This is a genomic window from Nereida ignava, from assembly GCF_047114695.1.
Classification (GTDB): domain Bacteria; phylum Pseudomonadota; class Alphaproteobacteria; order Rhodobacterales; family Rhodobacteraceae; genus Nereida; species Nereida ignava.
This window is the reverse complement of record NZ_CP112885.1, coordinates 1,672,304-1,689,930: the sequence shown is the minus strand read 5'-3', so window position 1 is coordinate 1,689,930 and position 17,627 is coordinate 1,672,304. Positions and strand designations below refer to the sequence as shown.

Annotated in this window: 18 protein-coding genes and 1 pseudogene; 5 read left to right on the top strand and 14 right to left on the bottom strand. The window is 51.7% G+C overall.

The features are described from left to right. Nucleotides 1–4: 4 nt before the first annotated feature. The 6 genes from recF to mutM form a co-directional block, all read right to left on the bottom strand. Nucleotides 5–1,102 (bottom strand): DNA replication/repair protein RecF, encoded by a 1,098-nt coding sequence (recF, locus tag OLX08_RS08350; RefSeq protein ID WP_391480868.1) that lies wholly within the window; start codon nucleotides 1,100–1,102, stop codon nucleotides 5–7. After that, on the bottom strand, nucleotides 1,099–2,217 hold the full coding sequence (dnaN, locus tag OLX08_RS08345) for a DNA polymerase III subunit beta (protein ID WP_391480867.1): 1,119 nt from the start codon (nucleotides 2,215–2,217) through the stop codon (nucleotides 1,099–1,101). The genes recF and dnaN overlap by 4 nt, the downstream gene beginning before the upstream one ends. 93 nt (nucleotides 2,218–2,310) lie before the next feature. Next, nucleotides 2,311–3,660, bottom strand: a complete 1,350-nt coding sequence (gene dnaA, locus OLX08_RS08340) for a chromosomal replication initiator protein DnaA (RefSeq protein WP_391480866.1) — start codon at nucleotides 3,658–3,660, stop codon at nucleotides 2,311–2,313. Between the two features lie 430 nt (nucleotides 3,661–4,090). Continuing rightward, nucleotides 4,091–4,354 (bottom strand): 30S ribosomal protein S20, encoded by a 264-nt coding sequence (gene rpsT, locus OLX08_RS08335; RefSeq protein WP_048598610.1) that lies wholly within the window; start codon nucleotides 4,352–4,354, stop codon nucleotides 4,091–4,093. An 86-nt stretch (nucleotides 4,355–4,440) separates the two neighbouring features. Next, complete coding sequence (locus OLX08_RS08330) at nucleotides 4,441–5,217, bottom strand: enoyl-CoA hydratase-related protein (protein ID WP_391480865.1); 777 nt, start codon at nucleotides 5,215–5,217, stop codon at nucleotides 4,441–4,443. A gap of 64 nt (nucleotides 5,218–5,281) precedes the next feature. Next, entirely contained in the window at nucleotides 5,282–6,133 is an 852-nt protein-coding gene (gene mutM / locus OLX08_RS08325) for a bifunctional DNA-formamidopyrimidine glycosylase/DNA-(apurinic or apyrimidinic site) lyase (RefSeq protein ID WP_391480864.1), read from the bottom strand. A 91-nt stretch (nucleotides 6,134–6,224) separates the two neighbouring features. Here mutM and ubiE point away from each other — a divergent pair, with 91 nt between their 5' ends. Both ubiE and ubiB read left to right on the top strand, forming a co-directional pair. Further along, the gene (gene ubiE / locus OLX08_RS08320) at nucleotides 6,225–6,977 is read left to right on the top strand and encodes a bifunctional demethylmenaquinone methyltransferase/2-methoxy-6-polyprenyl-1,4-benzoquinol methylase UbiE (RefSeq protein WP_391480863.1); all 753 of its coding nucleotides are present in this window, start codon (nucleotides 6,225–6,227) and stop codon (nucleotides 6,975–6,977) included. A 1-nt stretch (nucleotide 6,978) separates the two neighbouring features. Further along, nucleotides 6,979–8,520 (top strand): 2-polyprenylphenol 6-hydroxylase, encoded by a 1,542-nt coding sequence (gene ubiB / locus OLX08_RS08315; RefSeq protein WP_391480862.1) that lies wholly within the window; start codon nucleotides 6,979–6,981, stop codon nucleotides 8,518–8,520. Here the strand turns inward: ubiB and OLX08_RS08310 are convergent. Together OLX08_RS08310 and OLX08_RS08305 are read right to left on the bottom strand one after the other, a co-directional pair. Continuing rightward, entirely contained in the window at nucleotides 8,517–9,185 is a 669-nt protein-coding gene (locus tag OLX08_RS08310; protein WP_391480861.1) for a flagellar hook capping FlgD N-terminal domain-containing protein, read from the bottom strand. The genes ubiB and OLX08_RS08310 overlap by 4 nt on opposite strands. A gap of 8 nt (nucleotides 9,186–9,193) precedes the next feature. Further along, a complete protein-coding gene (locus OLX08_RS08305; protein WP_391480860.1) occupies nucleotides 9,194–10,504 on the bottom strand; it encodes a flagellar hook-length control protein FliK in 1,311 nt (436 codons plus the stop codon). A 164-nt stretch (nucleotides 10,505–10,668) separates the two neighbouring features. On the opposite strand from OLX08_RS08305, the gene OLX08_RS08300 reads away from it, so the two are divergent. Together OLX08_RS08300 and OLX08_RS08295 are read left to right on the top strand one after the other, a co-directional pair. Continuing rightward, entirely contained in the window at nucleotides 10,669–10,953 is a 285-nt protein-coding gene (locus tag OLX08_RS08300) for a rod-binding protein (RefSeq protein ID WP_391483220.1), read from the top strand. Further along, the gene (locus OLX08_RS08295; RefSeq protein ID WP_391480859.1) at nucleotides 10,950–11,285 is read left to right on the top strand and encodes a hypothetical protein; all 336 of its coding nucleotides are present in this window, start codon (nucleotides 10,950–10,952) and stop codon (nucleotides 11,283–11,285) included. The genes OLX08_RS08300 and OLX08_RS08295 overlap by 4 nt, the downstream gene beginning before the upstream one ends. Nucleotides 11,286–11,484: 199 nt before the next feature. Here OLX08_RS08295 and OLX08_RS08290 read toward each other — a convergent pair. Beyond that, a pseudogene (locus tag OLX08_RS08290) lies at nucleotides 11,485–11,574 on the bottom strand (chemotaxis protein MotB); the annotation flags it as partial. A 186-nt stretch (nucleotides 11,575–11,760) separates the two neighbouring features. Between OLX08_RS08290 and OLX08_RS08285 the strand changes: the two are divergent. Beyond that, nucleotides 11,761–12,276, top strand: a complete 516-nt coding sequence (locus tag OLX08_RS08285; RefSeq protein ID WP_391480858.1) for a YHS domain-containing (seleno)protein — start codon at nucleotides 11,761–11,763, stop codon at nucleotides 12,274–12,276. Between the two features lie 86 nt (nucleotides 12,277–12,362). Here OLX08_RS08285 and OLX08_RS08280 read toward each other — a convergent pair whose 3' ends face one another. The 5 genes from OLX08_RS08280 to iolG all read right to left on the bottom strand — a co-directional run bounded on the left by OLX08_RS08280 (nucleotide 12,363) and on the right by iolG (nucleotide 17,624). Next, a complete protein-coding gene (locus OLX08_RS08280; RefSeq protein ID WP_391480857.1) occupies nucleotides 12,363–13,115 on the bottom strand; it encodes a hypothetical protein in 753 nt (250 codons plus the stop codon). 95 nt (nucleotides 13,116–13,210) lie between these two features. Further along, nucleotides 13,211–13,636, bottom strand: coding sequence for a hypothetical protein (locus tag OLX08_RS08275; protein WP_391480856.1), 426 nt, complete (start codon nucleotides 13,634–13,636; stop codon nucleotides 13,211–13,213). Between the two features lie 110 nt (nucleotides 13,637–13,746). After that, nucleotides 13,747–14,967 carry a CaiB/BaiF CoA transferase family protein gene (locus OLX08_RS08270; RefSeq protein ID WP_391480855.1) on the bottom strand — a complete coding sequence of 407 codons (1,221 nt, stop codon included), beginning with the start codon at nucleotides 14,965–14,967 and terminating at the stop codon, nucleotides 13,747–13,749. Further along, nucleotides 14,951–16,558 carry a thiamine pyrophosphate-binding protein gene (locus OLX08_RS08265; protein ID WP_391480854.1) on the bottom strand — a complete coding sequence of 536 codons (1,608 nt, stop codon included), beginning with the start codon at nucleotides 16,556–16,558 and terminating at the stop codon, nucleotides 14,951–14,953. Before OLX08_RS08265 ends, OLX08_RS08270 begins: the two co-directional genes overlap by 17 nt. 73 nt (nucleotides 16,559–16,631) lie before the next feature. Further along, nucleotides 16,632–17,624, bottom strand: coding sequence for an inositol 2-dehydrogenase (gene iolG / locus OLX08_RS08260; protein WP_391480853.1), 993 nt, complete (start codon nucleotides 17,622–17,624; stop codon nucleotides 16,632–16,634). Nucleotides 17,625–17,627: the final 3 nt, after the last annotated feature.

Here is a 17,627-nt window from a genome sequence, read left to right as displayed (position 1 = left end):
ATCACTAAACACTCACTTGGCGAACCGTATCCGCGTCAACTTCAAGGTACGTGGCCCGCTGACCCAATGCATCAAACAAATGGGGTTCTGTCCCCGTCATCCACGCCTGCGCACCCAAGGCAGTAATTTCATCATAAAGCGCCGCGCGACGCCCTGCATCAAGGTGTGCCGCAACTTCATCCAACAACAGTAGAGGCGGCGCACCAACATTTGCAATAAGCGCCCGCGCATTTGCTAAGATCAGCGAGATCAGCAGCGCTTTCTGCTCGCCTGTTGAACAATCTCGCGCAGGAACGTCTTTGACCGCATAAACAGCATCAAGATCGCTACGATGGGGACCCACCAGCGTACGACCTGCCCGTAAATCTTGTGCACGGCTGACTTGCAGTGCTTGCAACAAGTCATCCTCGTCGCCAATCGGCGCGCCCTCAACCTCCAACAACGACAACTTCGCTGTCGGAAAACTTGTCTGCGCCGCTCCCTGTGCAGCCGTCAACTTCATGACCGCATCACGCCGATTGCGCATAATGGCCATACCGCTATCCGCCATCTTCAATTCAAGCGCGCGGTACCAATGCGGATCCTGCACCATGTCCTTCAGAAGGCGGTTCCGCTCGCGCATAGCTTTTTCATATGACAGGGTTGCTTCCGCATGGGTCGGGTGGAAGCTCATGGCCATGCGGTCCAGAAAACGACGTCGCCCATCTGCGCCCTCAATCCAAAGACGGTCCATCGCAGGGATCAACCACAACACCCGTGCAATCTGTCCAAGCGCTATCTGAGTGGACGCTTTACCATCGATTTTAACTTGACGGGCAGCGTGATCTTTTGACCACGTCTCTACTTCATAACTTTGACCGGAAGCAGATAGTTCACCCGCCACCTTCCAGCCCAATGCCTCTGGACGGCGGGTCATGGCTTCGGCAGATGCCCGGCGTAAACCACGCCCTGGCGACAGCAAGCTTACCGCTTCAATCAGGTTGGTTTTTCCGGCACCGTTTGCGCCAAATATTGCCACAGGCCGCGCATCACACTCAACGACAGCGCGTTTGTGCGATCTAAAATGGGACAGGCTCAGACGTGAAAGATGAAGTCCACTCACACGCGCATCGGCATGACGACGTAAATCGCCGATTGATCATTGCCTTCGCGCATCAGCGTGGGATCACCCGCTGAATTGAACAAGAAGACAGCATTTTCGCGGTCTACCTGGCTGGCGATTTCAAGCAAATATTTAGCGTTGAAGCCAATCTCAAGACGCTCATCCCCGTATGCAACAGCGAGCTCTTCTTCGGCGGCACCCGCATCGGGGGCGTTCACTGACAGAACCAAACGGTCTTCATCAAGCTGAAGTTTCACAGCACGGCTGCGCTCGGAGGATACAGTTGCGACACGGTCGACAGCCTTTGCAAAGTCCGCCGCGTCGACTTCCATCTTACGCGTATTTCCCTGTGGGATAACGCGCGTGTAATCAGGGAACGTACCGTCAATAACTTTGGATGTCAGCGTAATCGCAGGTGTCGCAAACCGGATTTTTGTCTCTGAGACCGAAACGGCGATCTGAACTTCATCATCATCCAGAAGTTTACGCAGTTCATTAACAGTTTTGCGCGGCACGATAACGCCAGCCATGCCAGACGCGCCCTCCGGCATATCCGCATCAATTCGCGCCAGACGGTGACCGTCAGTTGCGACTGCACGCAGCACATGGCCCCCATCACTGTCTGCGATATGCAGGTAAACGCCATTCAAATAATACCGTGTTTCTTCGGTGCTAATCGCGAACTTTGATTTATCAAACAAACGGCGCAGCACGGGTGACGAAGCGCCAAAATTCGTTTGATACTCAGACGACGCCATGACCGGAAAGTCTTCTTTCGGGAGGGTCGCAAGATTAAAATTGGAGCGTCCAGCTTCAACGGTCAATCGGCCAGCGGCACTGTCATCCGTCAAAGTAACCATAGCACCGTCCGGCAATTTGCGGACGATCTCATGCAATGTCACGGCAGACACAGTTGTCGCGCCAGCGCGCTCAACCATGGCATCCGCTTTATCAACAACCTCGATATCGAGATCGGTCGCACGGAAAGAAACGCTGTTTCCCTCAGCCTCGATCAAAACATTCGCAAGGATCGGAATTGTATTGCGCCGCTCAACAACCGATTGCGCTTGGCTCACTGCTTTCAAAAGCGTGGCCCGTTCAATGCTGAGTTTCATCGACTCACTCCTGCCGCCAATTCTAACCGCACTAAGCACGGTGCTAGGACGGGCAGATTACCTCATAACAGGCTCGCAGCAAGTGCTTTTCTGCTACGCTTCCAGAGTACGGCGCAGCATTTCCAGATCATCAGCAATATGGCTATCAATCTGACAAAGCTCTGTGATTTTCTTAACCCCGTGCATCACTGTTGTGTGGTCACGGCCACCAAACTTGCGTCCGATTTCAGGCAACGAACGTTGTGTCATGGTCTTGGCCAAGAACATCGCCACCTGACGAGGCCGCGCAAAAGCACGCAGGCGTTTGGGCCCCACCAAATCGGATTGGCGAAGATTATAATGATCACAAACGACGCGCTGGATTTCTTCGATGCTTACTTTGCGATCACTTTCGCGAAGAGTATCTGTCAAGCACTCTTGCACCAACTCAAGATCAACAGGGCGGCCCACAAGATGAGCAAAGGCGAACAACCGTGTTAGCGCGCCCTCAAGAACGCGGACGTTCTTTGAGATACGGTGCGCCAAAAACTCTAGCACGTCATCGTTGATTTTCACGTCAGGGTAGGAAGCGCCGTACATCTCGGCCTTGGATTGTAAAATACCAAGACGCAGCTCAAAGTTCGTGGGGTGTAAGTCCACAATCAGACCTGACTGAAGACGGGACTTGATCCGCTCTTCAAGGTCTTTGATTTCACCTGGGGCACGGTCTGCAGAAATAATGATCTGTTTATTGGCACTGATCAACGCGTTGAAGGTATGAAAGAACTCTTCCTGTGTGCTGTCTTTGCCCGCGATAAACTGCACGTCGTCAATCATCAGAATATCAACGGAATGCAGCATGGCCTTAAAATCCATGGTTTTCCGGCTGCGGATCGCTTGGATGAAACGGTACATGAATTGATCAGCTGATAAATACAGCACGCGTTTCTCAGGCTGACGGGTTTGCAACTCATGGGCGATCGCATGCATCAAGTGGGTCTTACCCAGACCTACGCCACCATATAAAAAAAGTGGGTTAAACGTAACATCGCCGCCTTCAGCGACACGGCGCGCAGCGGCATGAGCCAACTCGTTTGGCTTGCCCACAACAAAAGTATCAAACGTGAATTGAGAGTTAAGCGGGTTGCCCTGCATGTCCATTTTTGGCGCTGCGGCAACGGCGCGAGACGTAGGTGTAGGAGCAGGGGTGGCGCGAGGGGCACCGCGGCTAACTTGAAAATTCAGGCGATCAGCCTGCAAGCCGTTCATGTTCAGCTGGTACAGAATGGCATCTGCATAGTTGGATTGGACGTAGTTGCCCATAAAAGCAGTTGGAACAGTGAGGGCTGCAACACCATCGTCAAAACTGGCAAAACCGATCGGCTCGATCCAGGTTTTATAATTGTTTTGACCGACAGTCTGCGCCAGCGCTTCTTGCGCCATACCCCACGTTTGCTTCGTCATTCCATTCTGCCCCTTCATTTTTCCAAGCAAGCGCCTCCCACAAGCGCTCACACAGCAACTACTATCAAAACAAAGCTACGCCGTTCGCGAGAACAACGCCCTCGCGGCATGCCTAACTGCGTTTCGGTTGATGAAGGACACGCACATACGACGTATGTGGCAAAGCAGAGCAAAGCCCCACTTTTTCTACGCTACTGACACCTAAATCCGCTGCTAATTGTGCAACGTAAGGTCTTTGTCAGATGCGCTGTCCCCCCAGACAGTGAATCGCTGGACTAGTAGTAGCGCCCGAAAACCAGTGCTTTCAATAAGCCTTTAATATTGACAGCGCGTAATTCGAAAAAGAATCTATCGCATGATCTCATTAGTTATTTGAAAACAAAAAAGGCGCCCCAGAGGACGCCTTTCAAATCAATGTAGGATAAGGTACTTACGCGATTGCTTTAACGCGTGCGTTCAGGCGAGATACCTTACGTGCCACAGTATTCTTGTGGAAAATGCCTTTAGTAACACCGCGCATCAGCTTTGGCTGCGCGACTTTCAGAGCTTCAGCAGCTGCTGTCTGGTCACCAGAAGCAATTGCTTCTTCAACACGGCGCAAGAAAGTACGGATGTTCGTACGGCGTGCTTTGTTTACGGCTGCGCGACGTTCGTTTTGACGGGCGCGTTTTTTTGCTTGTGGCGTATTGGCCATGGATCTTCGTTCCCTTCAAGGGTTCGGTTAAAACTAGAAGCCGCTACTTAGGACCGAGTCGCCTTCAAGTCAACAGGGTTATCGTTCTATTTGTCTCGGAATTGGGCTTCGCGCTTTTCAATAAACGCCTCCATCCCTTCTTTTTGATCTTCGGTCGAAAACAAGGCCTGGAAGAGAGACCGCTCATAGGCACAGCCCGCAGACAAAGACATTTCATCAGCTGCATGCACCGCTTGCTTGGCCGAGGTCACCGCTAATTGGGATTTATCAGCAATCTTAGCCGCTATACTTAGTGCCTCATCAAGTAGCTTTTTGGCGGGCACCTTACGGCTGACAAGGCCAGAAACCAAAGCTTCATCCGCATCCATAAAGCGTCCTGTTAGATGCATATCCATCGATTTTGAACGCCCTACCAACCGCGTCAAACGCTGTGTACCGCCGATGCCCGCGACGACACCAAGGTTGATTTCAGGCTGACCAAACTTTGCAGTATCAGCGGCAATAATGAAATCGCACATCATAGCCAACTCACAGCCTCCTCCCAAACAATAGCCCGCAACCGCGGCGATGATTGGTTTGCGAACCTGCAAAAACTGCTGGGTTTCGGGACCAAAGAAATTACTGACGTACATATCGACAAAAGATTTATCGGCCATTTCAGTAATATCAGCGCCAGCCGCAAAGGCTTTGTCGGACCCGGTCAGAACGATGCAGCGTACTTTTTCATTGTTATCAGCAAGCGCCACAGCAGCGGCTAATTCACGAAGTAATTGACCGTTCAACGCATTCATCGCCTCAGGGCGATCAAGTTTGATTAGTGCAATTCGATCTTCGATCGTGACGTTGATCGTTTCATAAGCCATGAAATTTTAAGCCCCATTGTTTCCCGAATTGTAACCGCTAAAACCTTAACCAACCTCGATCAAGCTATCTTTGACATTTCGGGCAATAGAACGACGAACGTCCAGATTGAACGATGCGAGTGATTTTGCCGGTGCAGTCCTCGGTCACACAAGGCGCATCTTCGCGTCCATACGCACGGAACGTATGCTGAAAATATCCAAGCTCTCCATCGGCTTGCCGATAATCGCGCAGAGATGATCCACCTGCCTCGATCGCCTCGCTCAACACATCACGAATAATCGGAACCAAGCTTTCAATCCGCTTTTTGGATAGATTAGAGGCCCTGCGTGTGGGTGAGATTTTTGCGCGGTGAAGGACTTCACAGACGTAAATGTTGCCCAAACCCGCAACAACACGCTGGTCAAGAAGTACTGTTTTAATCGGCGACGCACGATTCTTGATGGCTTGCACTAAATAGGATTCGTTGAACCCGTTACCAAAAGGTTCAGGTCCAATTGATGACACCAGCCAGTGATCTTCAAGGGTCGCTGTTTCGCCCAAATCCATGTGTCCAAAACGGCGCGCATCATTGAAAGTGACACGCGCACCATTCTCCATATTTAGAACGACATGGTCATGCTTTTGTGGCGCGGGGTGCTCATGAACGAATTCACCCACCGCAACGCCACTGATCAGCATACGACCAGACATTCCAAGGTGAATAATAAGTGTCTCACCACTATCGAGGTCCGCCAGAATATATTTTGACCGGCGCCGCAGCGCAGTAACCGTGGCACCAGTCAACCGATCCGCCATATTTTCAGGCAGCATCCAGCGAAGATTTGGACGATTTACTGCCGCATCCGCAATCTTCACGCCTTCCATTGCCGGCAATAATCCGCGACGAACGGTTTCGACTTCTGGTAATTCTGGCATTTCACTCCATCTCCCTGACAGGTGGACGCATTGTAACCACCAAATAGCAGCCTATAAGAACAAGTGCCGCAGCAAGGAAAAGACAAGCCCCATGGCCAAAAATACTGAAAAAACAACGCATTTTGGCTTTGAGACTGTCCCAGAGGGCGAGAAGGCTGGCCGCGTTCAGGGAGTCTTTACGAATGTTGCGAGTAAATACGACATCATGAACGACGTGATGAGCGTTGGAATTCACCGCGTCTGGAAAGATGCGATGATGGATTGGCTTGCACCGCGTGCAGGACAACGACTTTTGGATGTTGCTGGTGGTACTGGTGATATTTCATTCAAATTTTTAGGGCGCGCAGGCAGTGGGCACGCGACAGTTCTTGATATTACCGAATCTATGCTGGTCGAAGGGCGTCAGCGCGCTGAAGCTAACGACATGGCCAAGCAGTTGGATTGGGCTGTCGGGGACGCAATGGCGCTTCCCTTCAAGGATAACACCTTTGACGTCTACACAATCAGCTTCGGCATCCGAAACGTCACCCGCCCACAAGAGGCGCTAAATGAAGCGTATCGGGTCCTAAAACCTGGTGGTCGCCTTATGGTTTTAGAATTTAGCCAGCTCCCAAATCCGATGATGCAAAAAGCGTATGACTTGTATTCGTTCAACGTCATCCCACGCATGGGCAAACTGATTGCTAATGATGCTGACAGCTACCAATACCTTGTGGAATCGATCCGACAATTCCCTGATCAGGAAACCTTCCTATCGATGGTCAAGTCAGCAGGGTTTGAGAACGCAAGTTACCGCAATCTAAGCCTTGGCATCGCGGCCCTGCACTCTGGGTGGAAGATTTAAAATGCGCGGGCCTCACAACATTATTCGCCTCATCCGCATGGGTGCCACGCTGGAACGCACGGGCGGGATGAACGTTGTTCTCGACGCGTTTCAAGCCCCTGCCTCACTGCGTATTGTGGCTAAATTGCTGGGCTGGCCGTTCAAGTGGCTGGGTCTCAAAGGCGATCCTGAAATGCCGTCGGCGGTACGCGCACTGGTTGCTCTTGGGCCGGCGTATATCAAGTTTGGACAGGTGCTTTCTACACGCCCCGACGTGGTGGGCGATGAGTTGGCAATCCAACTGCGGGTGCTTCAGGACAAGCTACCACCGTTCTCGATTGAGCAAGCGAAGGCGATGGTTCGAACAGAGCTTGAGCGCCCCGTTGAAGAGGTTTTCTCAACATTTTCGGAACCTGTCGCAGCGGCTTCTATTGCTCAAGTGCACAAAGCGCATTTGGCAGAAACGGGCGAAGCCGTTGCAGTCAAAGTTCTCCGCCCGGGCATTGAAAAGCGTTTCGGCAAAGACATTGATGCATTCTATTTTGCGGCCCGTATGGTGGAAATTTTTGCACCTGGTGCGCGCAGACTGCGCCCCCGTGAGGTCATTGAACACTTTGAAGGTGTCGTCCGCGGAGAGCTCGATTTTCGTCTTGAAAGCAGTGCCGCAGGAGAGTTTGCGGCAACCACAAAAAACGATCAAGGCTTTACAGTTCCGCAGGTCAAATGGGAGCACTCCTCCCGCCGCGTCATGACCCTTGGCTGGGTTGACGGCATTCCGGCCGGCGATGTGGACGCTATTGACGCGGCCGGCCATGACCGCCACGCCTTAGGTGAGCGGGTATTACAACTCTTTTTACAACATGCTTTGCGTGATGGGTATTTTCACGCCGATATGCATCAAGGCAACCTGAAGATTAACGCCGAGGGTGAGATCGTTGCGTATGACTTCGGCATTATGGGTCGTATCGATGAATATACCCGCCGCGTTTATGCCGAGATTCTGTTCGGCTTTATCCGCAAAGATTATCGGAGGGTCGCTGAGGTACATTTTGAGGCGGGGTACGTTCCTGCTGACAGAGACATTGATGAGTTTGCACAGGCGTTGCGTGCAGTTGGTGAACCCATTTTTGGGATGGACGCTACGCGCATATCGATGGGTCGACTTCTCAACTACCTGTTTGAGGTAACAGAGCGCTTTGGCATGGAAACGCGAACCGAGCTGATTCTGCTGCAGCGCACTATGGTCGTTGTTGAGGGGGTCGCGCGGACGCTGAACCCTCACATCAATATTTGGCAAGTATCTCAACCGATTGTTGAGGATTACATCAAACAAAGCATTGGACCAAAGGCGCTTGCCCGCGATTTATTCAAGACGGCACGTGTTCTTGCCCGCTTTGGTCCCAAGCTACCGCAACTCGCTGAGGCCGCGCTAATTGCGCAGACAAACTCAGAGAGCGGTGAGGGCGAAGGAAAGCGCACTTACCTTGGCCCGCTTTTATGGGCGTCTACCGGTGGTGTAATTGCACTCGCGGCAGCGGCAGCAGTGATGGTATTTCTAGCTTAAGCCGCGTTTGGCTCGCGAATTGCGCGGACTGCGCCTGCATCAACGACAGTCCCGCCACGCAGTACTAAATACGTGCCACCCTCTTGGTTGCGCGCCTCCGTTACAGGAACATAGACTTCCGCAGGCTTGGTATCCAAAACATCACCATTCTGCTGGCTCTCAATTTCGAACGCGTAAAGCCCTTTGGGCAGTTCAATATTATCAGAACCGCGTCCGTCCCACTCTAGTGTCGCCTCAGTCACTGGAATCTCACGGCGGTCAACCGTAGCGCCTGATTGATCTCTAACAACCAAAAAAGCGCGATCTGCTGTTGTGACTGGACTGGCTGCGACCGAAATTGCGGCACCAACAAAAGAGGCAGGGGCTGCAACGCGCGCCTCCATGCCAACCCAATTGGCCAGTTCAGCCATCCCCATTTGACCAAACTGCGCGTTCAGCGCCTCAAGCAAATCATTCGTTTTTGTCTGCTGCTCAACGGCCGAAAATTGCGCAAGCTGCGTTGCGTAATCTTCAGATTTAATCGGGTCTAGCGGATCTTGGTTTTCAACCTGAGTCGTCAGCATTTTTAAAAACGTATCAAAATCTGAGTTGATCACACGATCAGAGCCGGACCCAGAACCTGACCCATAGGCAGGTTGGATTGTTGGCGTTGGGAGAACGTTCATATGGGCACCTATAATCTAATGTCTAATTGTGAAGTTCGAAGCAAACTTGGCCTAACGGGGACATCCACCTCGGACGCAGCATCAGTACTGTGAATGCGAGAGCCGCTGCCGCCACGTTCATTCGGCGTGTCTGACCCGCCCCCTGAAAAATCAAAGCTAGCCATGCCAAATCCAGCGCTCTGAAACTCTTGGCTCAGATCTTCGATGTGACGTTTCATCAGCTCCAACACCTCGGGGCGCTCAACTGAAAGCACGACCATCATGCCCGCTTCAGTTGGTGAAAATGACATACGCACACGCCCCAATTCCGCAGGGTTGAGCGTTATCTCAGTGGTTCCATCCGACGCATTGCGCGTCGCTTCGCTGATCTGTCGTGCAATATTCAACGGCAGGTTTTGAGGTGTCGCGGCCGGTAAAATCTGTTTTGCATCGACAGGCGACAGCGTTGAGGCGCTAATGGCTGCGGGCGCAAATTCTGCGAATTCATCAGCAAACTGAGGTGCCATACTTTGTGCTTCAGTAACTACGGAAGCCAAGAGTGAAGGCGCGTTTGAAGGCAAGTTAGCTGGCGAAGATGGTGTTTGGTGTGTTTCCTGCTTCATCGCTTCAATTTGCTCTGATTTGGGCGTCAGGCTACCTACTTCTTCACTTGCTTTAAGGTCGGCACCTTCAGTGCTCCGAACAGCTTCAACATTTATTGGATTTTCCGAAGTATACTGTTTTTGTATTTCACCCTGCTTCACAGGCTTTGAAGGCTGTAAAGCCCACTCAACAGACTGAGTCTGATCCAACGAACCAGATTCAGCTTGGACCAACTGTTGTTGCGTTGCTGCGTTCAGAGGTGATTGCTGCGCGGCTAATGGAACTAAGGCCAAGTCAGTGACCGGACTACTATTCTTGGGCACGTCAGCAATAACCCCTCCCACGCCTACTGCGAATCGCAAAGCTTCGGGCGGCGGAATTGCAATTGCCACATCACTCTTGATTGCCACATCACTCTTGATCGTTACAGCCGCGTCATCGCCGACGACTACCTCTGGCTGCACGCCAACGCTTCTATGCGAACTCGCTTCTGTTTCTATCATTGAAATGTCAGAAGGACTTATTTCTACACCAGAAACCACTATCTGACTTGTGCCTACCAAACCCATCTCTAATTGGGCCGAGGCTGGCGTCAAAAGCGCATCCAAACCCACCGCCTCCGGAAAGGCAGGCTCATTCCCATCCAGCTCTGGCATATCAGCATCAGCTTCAACCTCGAGCAGGCTGCCAAACTCAAACCGCGCTTCGCCCATCGGCAAAGCTGATGCTTTTTTCATTAGGTCACCTGAGGCCGTCGGTAGTACGGAATGAAGCTGTGTGTGCATTTCTTGCCCTTAGAAGTTCGTTCTGAACCACTGCAGATAAACGCTAAATGGTTACGACATCTTTACGATTGTCGATCAAACAAGGTGAAAGTTCTGACAATTTGAAAGGTATGTTGATGGAAATTTCATCTAGCGCGTCACGTATGAATAGTGCGCCCCCCAAATTAGATGATCCACTTTGGCAGGCCGCCGTCGATCTTGAGGCCAGCTTTTTGTCTGAGATGCTAAAATCAGCCGGCTTGGGGAAAACATCAGAGGCATTTGGCGGCGGTGGAGGCGAAGACCAATTCCAGTCACTCCTCATAAAGGAGCAAGCAAACGCCATGGCTCGGTCAGGCGGAATTGGATTGGCCGAACAGGTTTTTAACAGTCTGAAAAAGAGTGAGGCACAGCAAAAATGAAGCCAGTATTGCAGGATCTATACGATGCGTTCGAAACCGAACGCCGTGCTTTGTTGAGCCACAACTTTGCAGAGCTTGATGAGATTATTCCCATCAAGACTGCGCTCATTGAGCGACTAAACAATCAGACAGAAAATCCAAAATTATTAGCGCAAATCAGAGAAAGCAGCATGTCAAACGCACGCATCCTCAAGGCTTCACAGCGCGGGATTGAAATGGCGATAAGGCGCGTTTCACAACTTCGAAAAGCGAGTTCAGGTTCAACAGTATACGGGCCAAAAGGAACGACACGGACTATTGGCGCCTCATTTACGGCACCTCAGAATAGATAATAAAATTTACGTAAAATCAGATAGATAAAGAGATATGGAATTAAGCACTCGTTAGCAAATCTCGCACCATTCTGGCGATGCATCTCATGATGGGGTGGCATGGTTTGATGACAGCCATTTGGTCCAGAAGGCTGACACGTTGGGGCGACCCGGCATAACTCGCCGTGTAAAATGCGGCGCAAACGAGAGAGTGGCACATGGCAACTTTCCAAGCGCCGCCATGGTGACCACCACCACTGATAACCTTTTTACGTTTGATGATGACCGGCGCCATGTTTTGCGCAGCCATACTCACCACCTTTTCTTTCACCCAAGGCATCTCTTAAGCGATACAGCTTACCGAGGGCTTAACACCTAAATTTGTAGCTAAATGATGATCACAAATGCGCTGTAAGGATCACGAACCAGAGAGCCTCTCTATTCAACGAGACTGTTTTCTGCATCAGTGCGATTAGTAATCTTAGGTAAGTGTCTCATGAAAAAATTTATTCTATTCGCAGCCGCCGCGCTTAGCTCATCCACCGCTTTTGCAGGGCCCCAGTATATTGATGAAACGAGTTTTGCTGTCTCCGGGCATGACGTTTTAGCGTATTTCGGACTTGAGCAATCAGCAGTCGGAGCACCGCAACCCAAAGCGGTTGCAGGCAAAATAGAGATCACAGCCGACTATAATGGTGCGACTTTCGCATTCTCTAACGCAGCCAACCGTGATGCATTTTTGGCTAACCCCGCAAAGTATATCCCACAATTTGATGGGCATTGCGCCTACGGGGTGGCCACGGGCGGCAAGGTGCCAGCAAACCCCAATTTATGGCGTATTGTGGATGGCAAACTGCACCTCAATATCACCGAAAATGTTGTCTCATTTTGGGAAGAAGACATTACGCAAAACATTAGTTTGGCGAACAGTAATTGGAATGATCTTGAACCCAAACGCGCCTCTAAACGTACAATTCCAAGTTATACATCTAACGCCCCAACGGTGGACTGAACAAAGGGTATTTCGCTGCCAACTCGGGGAGCTTTTGACCAAATCCATGGACATAAAGCCGAACGCGAAACCGCAAACACCCGGGATTACTCAGCTGCAACAACCTGAGGCACGTCAGACAGCAAAGAAGCTTTGATGGCCACTCTTTGAGACCCAGCGAGCCGAACAACTTCAGGCTCAATTAGCGAGTTGGGGCTATCCAAGCGCAGCGGTCTGAGGCCCCGCCCCGCGACTTTTACTCCGCTTAGTTTGGACAATATAACGGCCCCAAGTAAGCTGAGCGCGATGGGGAGCAGCCAAAGTGACAACCCACCCAAAATAATGCCGGTGGTCATCAACAACCCCACCAACGTTTCGATCCAGTGAAAGCGAAACATCTCAGACCATGTGTAGCCAATAGCATTCCGCCGCTGCGGGGACCATTCATTCGATCTACCAAGCAAGGCACGAAAAACAGAGAGTGTTTGCTGCACCATTAAGACAGGTGCAAAAAGGATTGAACAGATCACCTCGAACAACGCCGTTGCCCAGAACTGCATCAAGCCGCCATAGCTTGCGCGAATTTCTGGCCTCATCCCACAGACCAGAACTCCCAAAAACTTTGGAAACAGCAACATCGCGTAAATAATCGCCAAAAACGCAAACCCGCTAATTTCACTAACCATAGGCCACATGGGTTGCAGCGGGTTAGACAAGCTAAAATACTCTACCTGGCCGATCGGCATTTGTGGAATGAACGACCAGATAAGGATCAACGCAAACCACGCCGGAGAGAGCAAAAACGCAACTGCACCTTGCAGCAAATGAAACCGCGACACTGGATGGAAATCCCGTGCCATCAGGATGCGCAAATGCTGTAGATTTCCCTGACACCATCGGCGGTCCCGCAGGGCGTAATCAATCAAAGTCTCGGGCGTTTGCTCAAAACTCTCTGCTAAACTTCTCTCACAATAAACCGAATTGCGTGGATAACCTTCATTGTGAACGTATCAGCCGGACTTAACACAAGTGCCTTTTCAAGCGTTGAAATTGCACCAATTGCGCTGCCAGAAACCCAAATATCTAACGCCTCGCACCACAAAGTTTCGCGGCGATTGGCCCCGCCCAAGCGCAACTTTTCCTGCGCCGTGGTATTTGCCTGATGCCCGACTTCAGTGATCTCGCGCCGTCCCATCATCATGGAAAAGAGCCCACGGACAGCATGCCCCATAGCAAAATCGGGTTCTGCCGTTAGCACAGCCTTCAGGTGTTTTGGCGCCGTAGTGCCATGGGACAAGAATGCTTTGATCAGGCCATTCCAGTCCCTAACGGCTTGTGCATCAGTCAGGGTCACTTGGCATTGGCAGATATCATAGGTCATCGTTACGTCCCGTGGGGTCACTACTTGTATGACTTTGGTCGTAACGGGCTAAGGCATCACACACACTTCACGTACACGCGACATTACGAAAGCGTGATTTGTATCGTCCATTAATCAGGGGAGTGCGGCTCTTTGGGGGGATTTTGGCCAAACCTACGCTCAATCTGGTCTGTATCTTGGCCAAACCGCGGAGGTGGACGACGATATGTTACAGGTGTCTTGGAAAATTTTAGTGGATTGCCAAGAAGTCGGACTTCGCCTTGGGCCGTGTCTTCGTGGGTCATAGCCACCACAGCACCGCGCGCATTTGCCTGATCCGTCGAAAGGGCTTGGCCGACAGTATGAATAGGCCCTGCCGGCACTTTTACCTCGCGCAGCCGCGAAAGGATATCGTCCATAGTTAGGGCCTGAAAACGCGCCTGAATTGCAGCCGTCAGCGCGATACGATTTTCAATGCGCAGCGAATTCGTCACAAAACGCGCATCACCGCTTAATTCATCCAAACCAACAGCAGAGCAAAACCGCCCAAACTGCCCATCATTTCCAACAGCCAAAATCACATGGCCATCTGCGCACGGAAAAACGTCGTAAGGAACAATATTTGGGTGCGCGTTACCGCGACGTTTAGGCAGATCACCAGAGGCCAAAAAGTTAGTCCCCTCATTGATCAGCCATGCCATCTGACTGTCTACCAACGACAAATCGATATGCTGTCCTTCGCCTGTTGCATCGCGGTGTCGCAATGCCGCCAAAACACCAATAGTCGCATACATCCCGCACATCACATCAGTAATACCAACTCCAACTTTCATCGGTGTACCATCGGGTTCACCTGTCAGTGACATTATCCCGCCATAGCCCTGCGCCATCAGATCATAGCCCGGCTGATCGCGGTTTGGACCAGTCTGCCCGAAGCCCGAAATCGAGCAATACACAAGGCGTGGATGGCGCTTTGTCAGTGTCGCAAAATCGAGGCCATATTTCTCAAGGCCGCCAGGTTTATAGTTCTCGATCACAACGTCCGCCTGCGATGCAATTGCCGTTATAAGTTGCTGCCCCTCTGGGCTACTCAGATCCGCAGCTACAGAATATTTGTTGCGATTGGCAGCCATGAAATAGGCACTAAGATCTTGCTCACCGTCTGTTGTTTGCGCGTAGGGCGGCCCCCATGCGCGGGTATCATCACCATTGGTTTTCGGGTTTTCGATCTTGATAACGGTCGCGCCCAAATCACCCAAAAGTTGGGTCGCCGTTGGACCTGCCAAAATGCGAGTTAAATCGAGAACGACAAGGCCGTCTAATGCACCTTTTGGTTCAGATACGGCCATCATAGGCGCCTTTCTCAATCTCTACTGCTATGACCGTGAATGTGTCAGCCATTTGCGCTGTGTTCAACGCCTCGGTCAATTCGTTAGTACTGCGGACACAATGGCCAGCCCCGCCAAACGCGCGGGCAATCGCTGCAAAGTCTGATCTGCCAAAATCGACACCACAATTCTTCATCTGTCGGCCTCGCTGTTTCAATTCAATCAACGCAAGGCTGGCATCAACAAAGACAACAAAAATAGTTTTTAGTCCAAGGCCAGCTGCAGTTGCCAATTCACCGGCCACCATCAAAAAGCCAGCATCGCCCGAAAATGACACGACAGTTCTATCAGGTTCAACAATGCTTTGGCCCATTGCCAAAGGCACCGCACAGCCCATCGTACACAGTCCTGACGACTGAACTAACGCACGCGGAAACTCACACTGCCACATTTGCGACAGCAGAATCCTGTGGGCGCCACTGTCGGCTGAGGCCAATGTATCAGTCGGCAACACACGCTGGCACGTGGCAATCGCGGCCGCTGGACCCCACTCGGGTTCAGGCGCAAAAACGTTAGCTAAATCGGCCTTCACCTGCGCCAAACGCCCATCCGGCCAGTTTGCTTCAGAATACGCAGGGATCAATTCAGACGCTGTCTCACGACAACTCCCCACCACATTATAACTGGCGTGATGCATATAGTGGTGATTGGGCACAGCGGTGACGTCGATCACAGTTTGATGCGACAAATCCCATGGGTTTTGCCAACCAGCCCGCATTTCGATCGGATCATACCCAAGACACAAAATAACATCGGCCTCTGCGACCAAAGGCAATAAAATCTCGTCCGCAAGAGGTGATAGGCCGGCACCGCCCATAGCGAGTTTATGGCTTTCAGGTACAACGCCTTTGGCCTTGTAAGTAGTAATTATCGGCGCGCCGAGCCGCTCTGCTATTGCGGTAATTTCAGCACCAGCATCTTGCGCCACTGCATCAACACCGGCGACAATGAGAGGCCGCTTAGCGCATGACAATATTTCGCGAAGCAACGCAACATCAGACGGCACAACAGGCATCGCGGGTGGTCGCAACTCACCCTCTCCCGAGGCATCTTGATCCGCAACAGAAATAGGTACGTCGATGTGGACGGGGCCCTGTTGCCCCTCCATACACATTGAGACTGCTTTATCTGCAATTACGTGGGCAGAAGCCGCGCTAAGCGTGAATGAGTCCTTGGTAATCGCACTGAAAACTGCAGGCTGATCCAGAACTTGGTGGGTGTAAGTATGTGCCATGTCCGCATCCACACAACCCGTTAGAACAATCATCGGCACACGATCTTGGCGGGCATTCTCAACCACATTCACCCCGTTAAGCGCACCGGGACCGACTGTTGAAACCAGAATACCGGGTGCACCTGTCCGGTGATACGTCCCCTCAGCCATGAAGCCTGCTGCGTTTTCATGACGCGCCAACACGAAAGTAATCCCAGCGTTTTCCAAGGCATCAACAAGGGTGAGAACCTCGCCGCCCGGGATGCCAAACGCATAGCGGCATCCAGCAAGATAAAGACGGCGCGCCAACACATCGGCGGCGCGCAAGGTTGGATCAGGCATTTTGAGACTCCGTGCTCTGCATTCGATCAGAGCCTAGAGCGACCCCAAGGGCAAGCGTCAACTAACCATTAAGTTACCAGCTTAGCTGACGTGGTTGTCCATCCCGCGCAGACGCGTCTGCGGCATCAGCCATCATTTGGGCTTTCAAGCCGTCAAGACCAGTGGGTGTCATTTCCGCACCATCAACCAAAACAGATACGAAATGCTCCATCTCTGCACGGTAAGCGGCTGCGTAGCGTTCAAGGAAGAACGCCTCAGTTGGGGCGCGGCAGAAACCGTCACCGGTGGCCAATTCTACAGTCGTCTCAAGTTGATTATCAGCGCGCAGCATACCTTTTTCACCGTGCACTTCGATCCGCTGATCATAGCCATAGCTCGCGCGGCGCGAGTTACTGATCTGACAAAGCTTACCACTCGCCGTTTTAAGCGTAACCACAGCAGTATCAAAGTCACCCGCCGCACCAATTTCAGGGTCTACTAAACAAGATCCGGATGCGTGCAATTCGACAGGCTCTTCTCCCAACAAGAACCGCGCCATATCTAAATCATGGATCATCATATCCCTGAAGATACCGCCTGACGTCTTGATGTAGCCAATGGGCGGGGGCGCAGGGTCACGAGACAAAATTGTCACCAACTCTACGTTTCCAATCACCTGATCCTGCAGCTGAGAGCGTAATTGTGCAAAGTTAGGGTCGAAACGCCTGTTAAACGCCGTCATGAAGGGCACATCTGCTTTCTCAACAGCAGCCAGGCATTCCTTGATCCGGTCTACCGACAAATCCACGGGCTTTTCACAAAAGATGGCCTTACCGGCGGCGGCAGCTTGATGGATCAGGTCATAATGAGTCGTCGTTGGCGTACCAATCACAACTGCATCAATAGAAGGGTCAGCAATAATTTCATCGCTACTCATCACTTGGGCGCCTGTCTCTTTTGCCAGCGCTTCGGCAGCCGCGGGAATAAAATCTGACACGGCCGCGGCTCGTGCTGTGCTCATCCCACGAAGCGTTCGGCCATGCACAACGCCAATGCGGCCAGCACCCAAAAGACCAATATTTATCATATT

Excerpts from the sequence above, each read along its gene's own strand:
- OLX08_RS08275 (WP_391480856.1), bottom strand. The coding sequence starts at position 13,636 with ATGACCTATGATATCTGCCAATGCCAAGTGACCCTGACTGATGCACAA.
- OLX08_RS08295 (WP_391480859.1), top strand. The coding sequence starts at position 10,950 with ATGAAGCCAGTATTGCAGGATCTATACGATGCGTTCGAAACCGAACGC.
- OLX08_RS08300 (WP_391483220.1), top strand. The coding sequence starts at position 10,669 with ATGGAAATTTCATCTAGCGCGTCACGTATGAATAGTGCGCCCCCCAAA.
- ubiB (WP_391480862.1), top strand. The coding sequence starts at position 6,979 with ATGCGCGGGCCTCACAACATTATTCGCCTCATCCGCATGGGTGCCACG.
- dnaA (WP_391480866.1), bottom strand. The coding sequence starts at position 3,660 with ATGACGAAGCAAACGTGGGGTATGGCGCAAGAAGCGCTGGCGCAGACT.
- mutM (WP_391480864.1), bottom strand. The coding sequence starts at position 6,133 with ATGCCAGAATTACCAGAAGTCGAAACCGTTCGTCGCGGATTATTGCCG.
- iolG (WP_391480853.1), bottom strand. The coding sequence starts at position 17,624 with ATGATAAATATTGGTCTTTTGGGTGCTGGCCGCATTGGCGTTGTGCAT.
- OLX08_RS08270 (WP_391480855.1), bottom strand. The coding sequence starts at position 14,967 with ATGATGGCCGTATCTGAACCAAAAGGTGCATTAGACGGCCTTGTCGTT.
- OLX08_RS08330 (WP_391480865.1), bottom strand. The coding sequence starts at position 5,217 with ATGGCTTATGAAACGATCAACGTCACGATCGAAGATCGAATTGCACTA.
- OLX08_RS08280 (WP_391480857.1), bottom strand. The coding sequence starts at position 13,115 with ATGGCACGGGATTTCCATCCAGTGTCGCGGTTTCATTTGCTGCAAGGT.
- ubiE (WP_391480863.1), top strand. The coding sequence starts at position 6,225 with ATGGCCAAAAATACTGAAAAAACAACGCATTTTGGCTTTGAGACTGTC.
- OLX08_RS08305 (WP_391480860.1), bottom strand. The coding sequence starts at position 10,504 with ATGAAAAAAGCATCAGCTTTGCCGATGGGCGAAGCGCGGTTTGAGTTT.
- rpsT (WP_048598610.1), bottom strand. The coding sequence starts at position 4,354 with ATGGCCAATACGCCACAAGCAAAAAAACGCGCCCGTCAAAACGAACGT.
- OLX08_RS08265 (WP_391480854.1), bottom strand. The coding sequence starts at position 16,558 with ATGCCTGATCCAACCTTGCGCGCCGCCGATGTGTTGGCGCGCCGTCTT.
- OLX08_RS08285 (WP_391480858.1), top strand. The coding sequence starts at position 11,761 with ATGAAAAAATTTATTCTATTCGCAGCCGCCGCGCTTAGCTCATCCACC.
- OLX08_RS08310 (WP_391480861.1), bottom strand. The coding sequence starts at position 9,185 with ATGAACGTTCTCCCAACGCCAACAATCCAACCTGCCTATGGGTCAGGT.
- dnaN (WP_391480867.1), bottom strand. The coding sequence starts at position 2,217 with ATGAAACTCAGCATTGAACGGGCCACGCTTTTGAAAGCAGTGAGCCAA.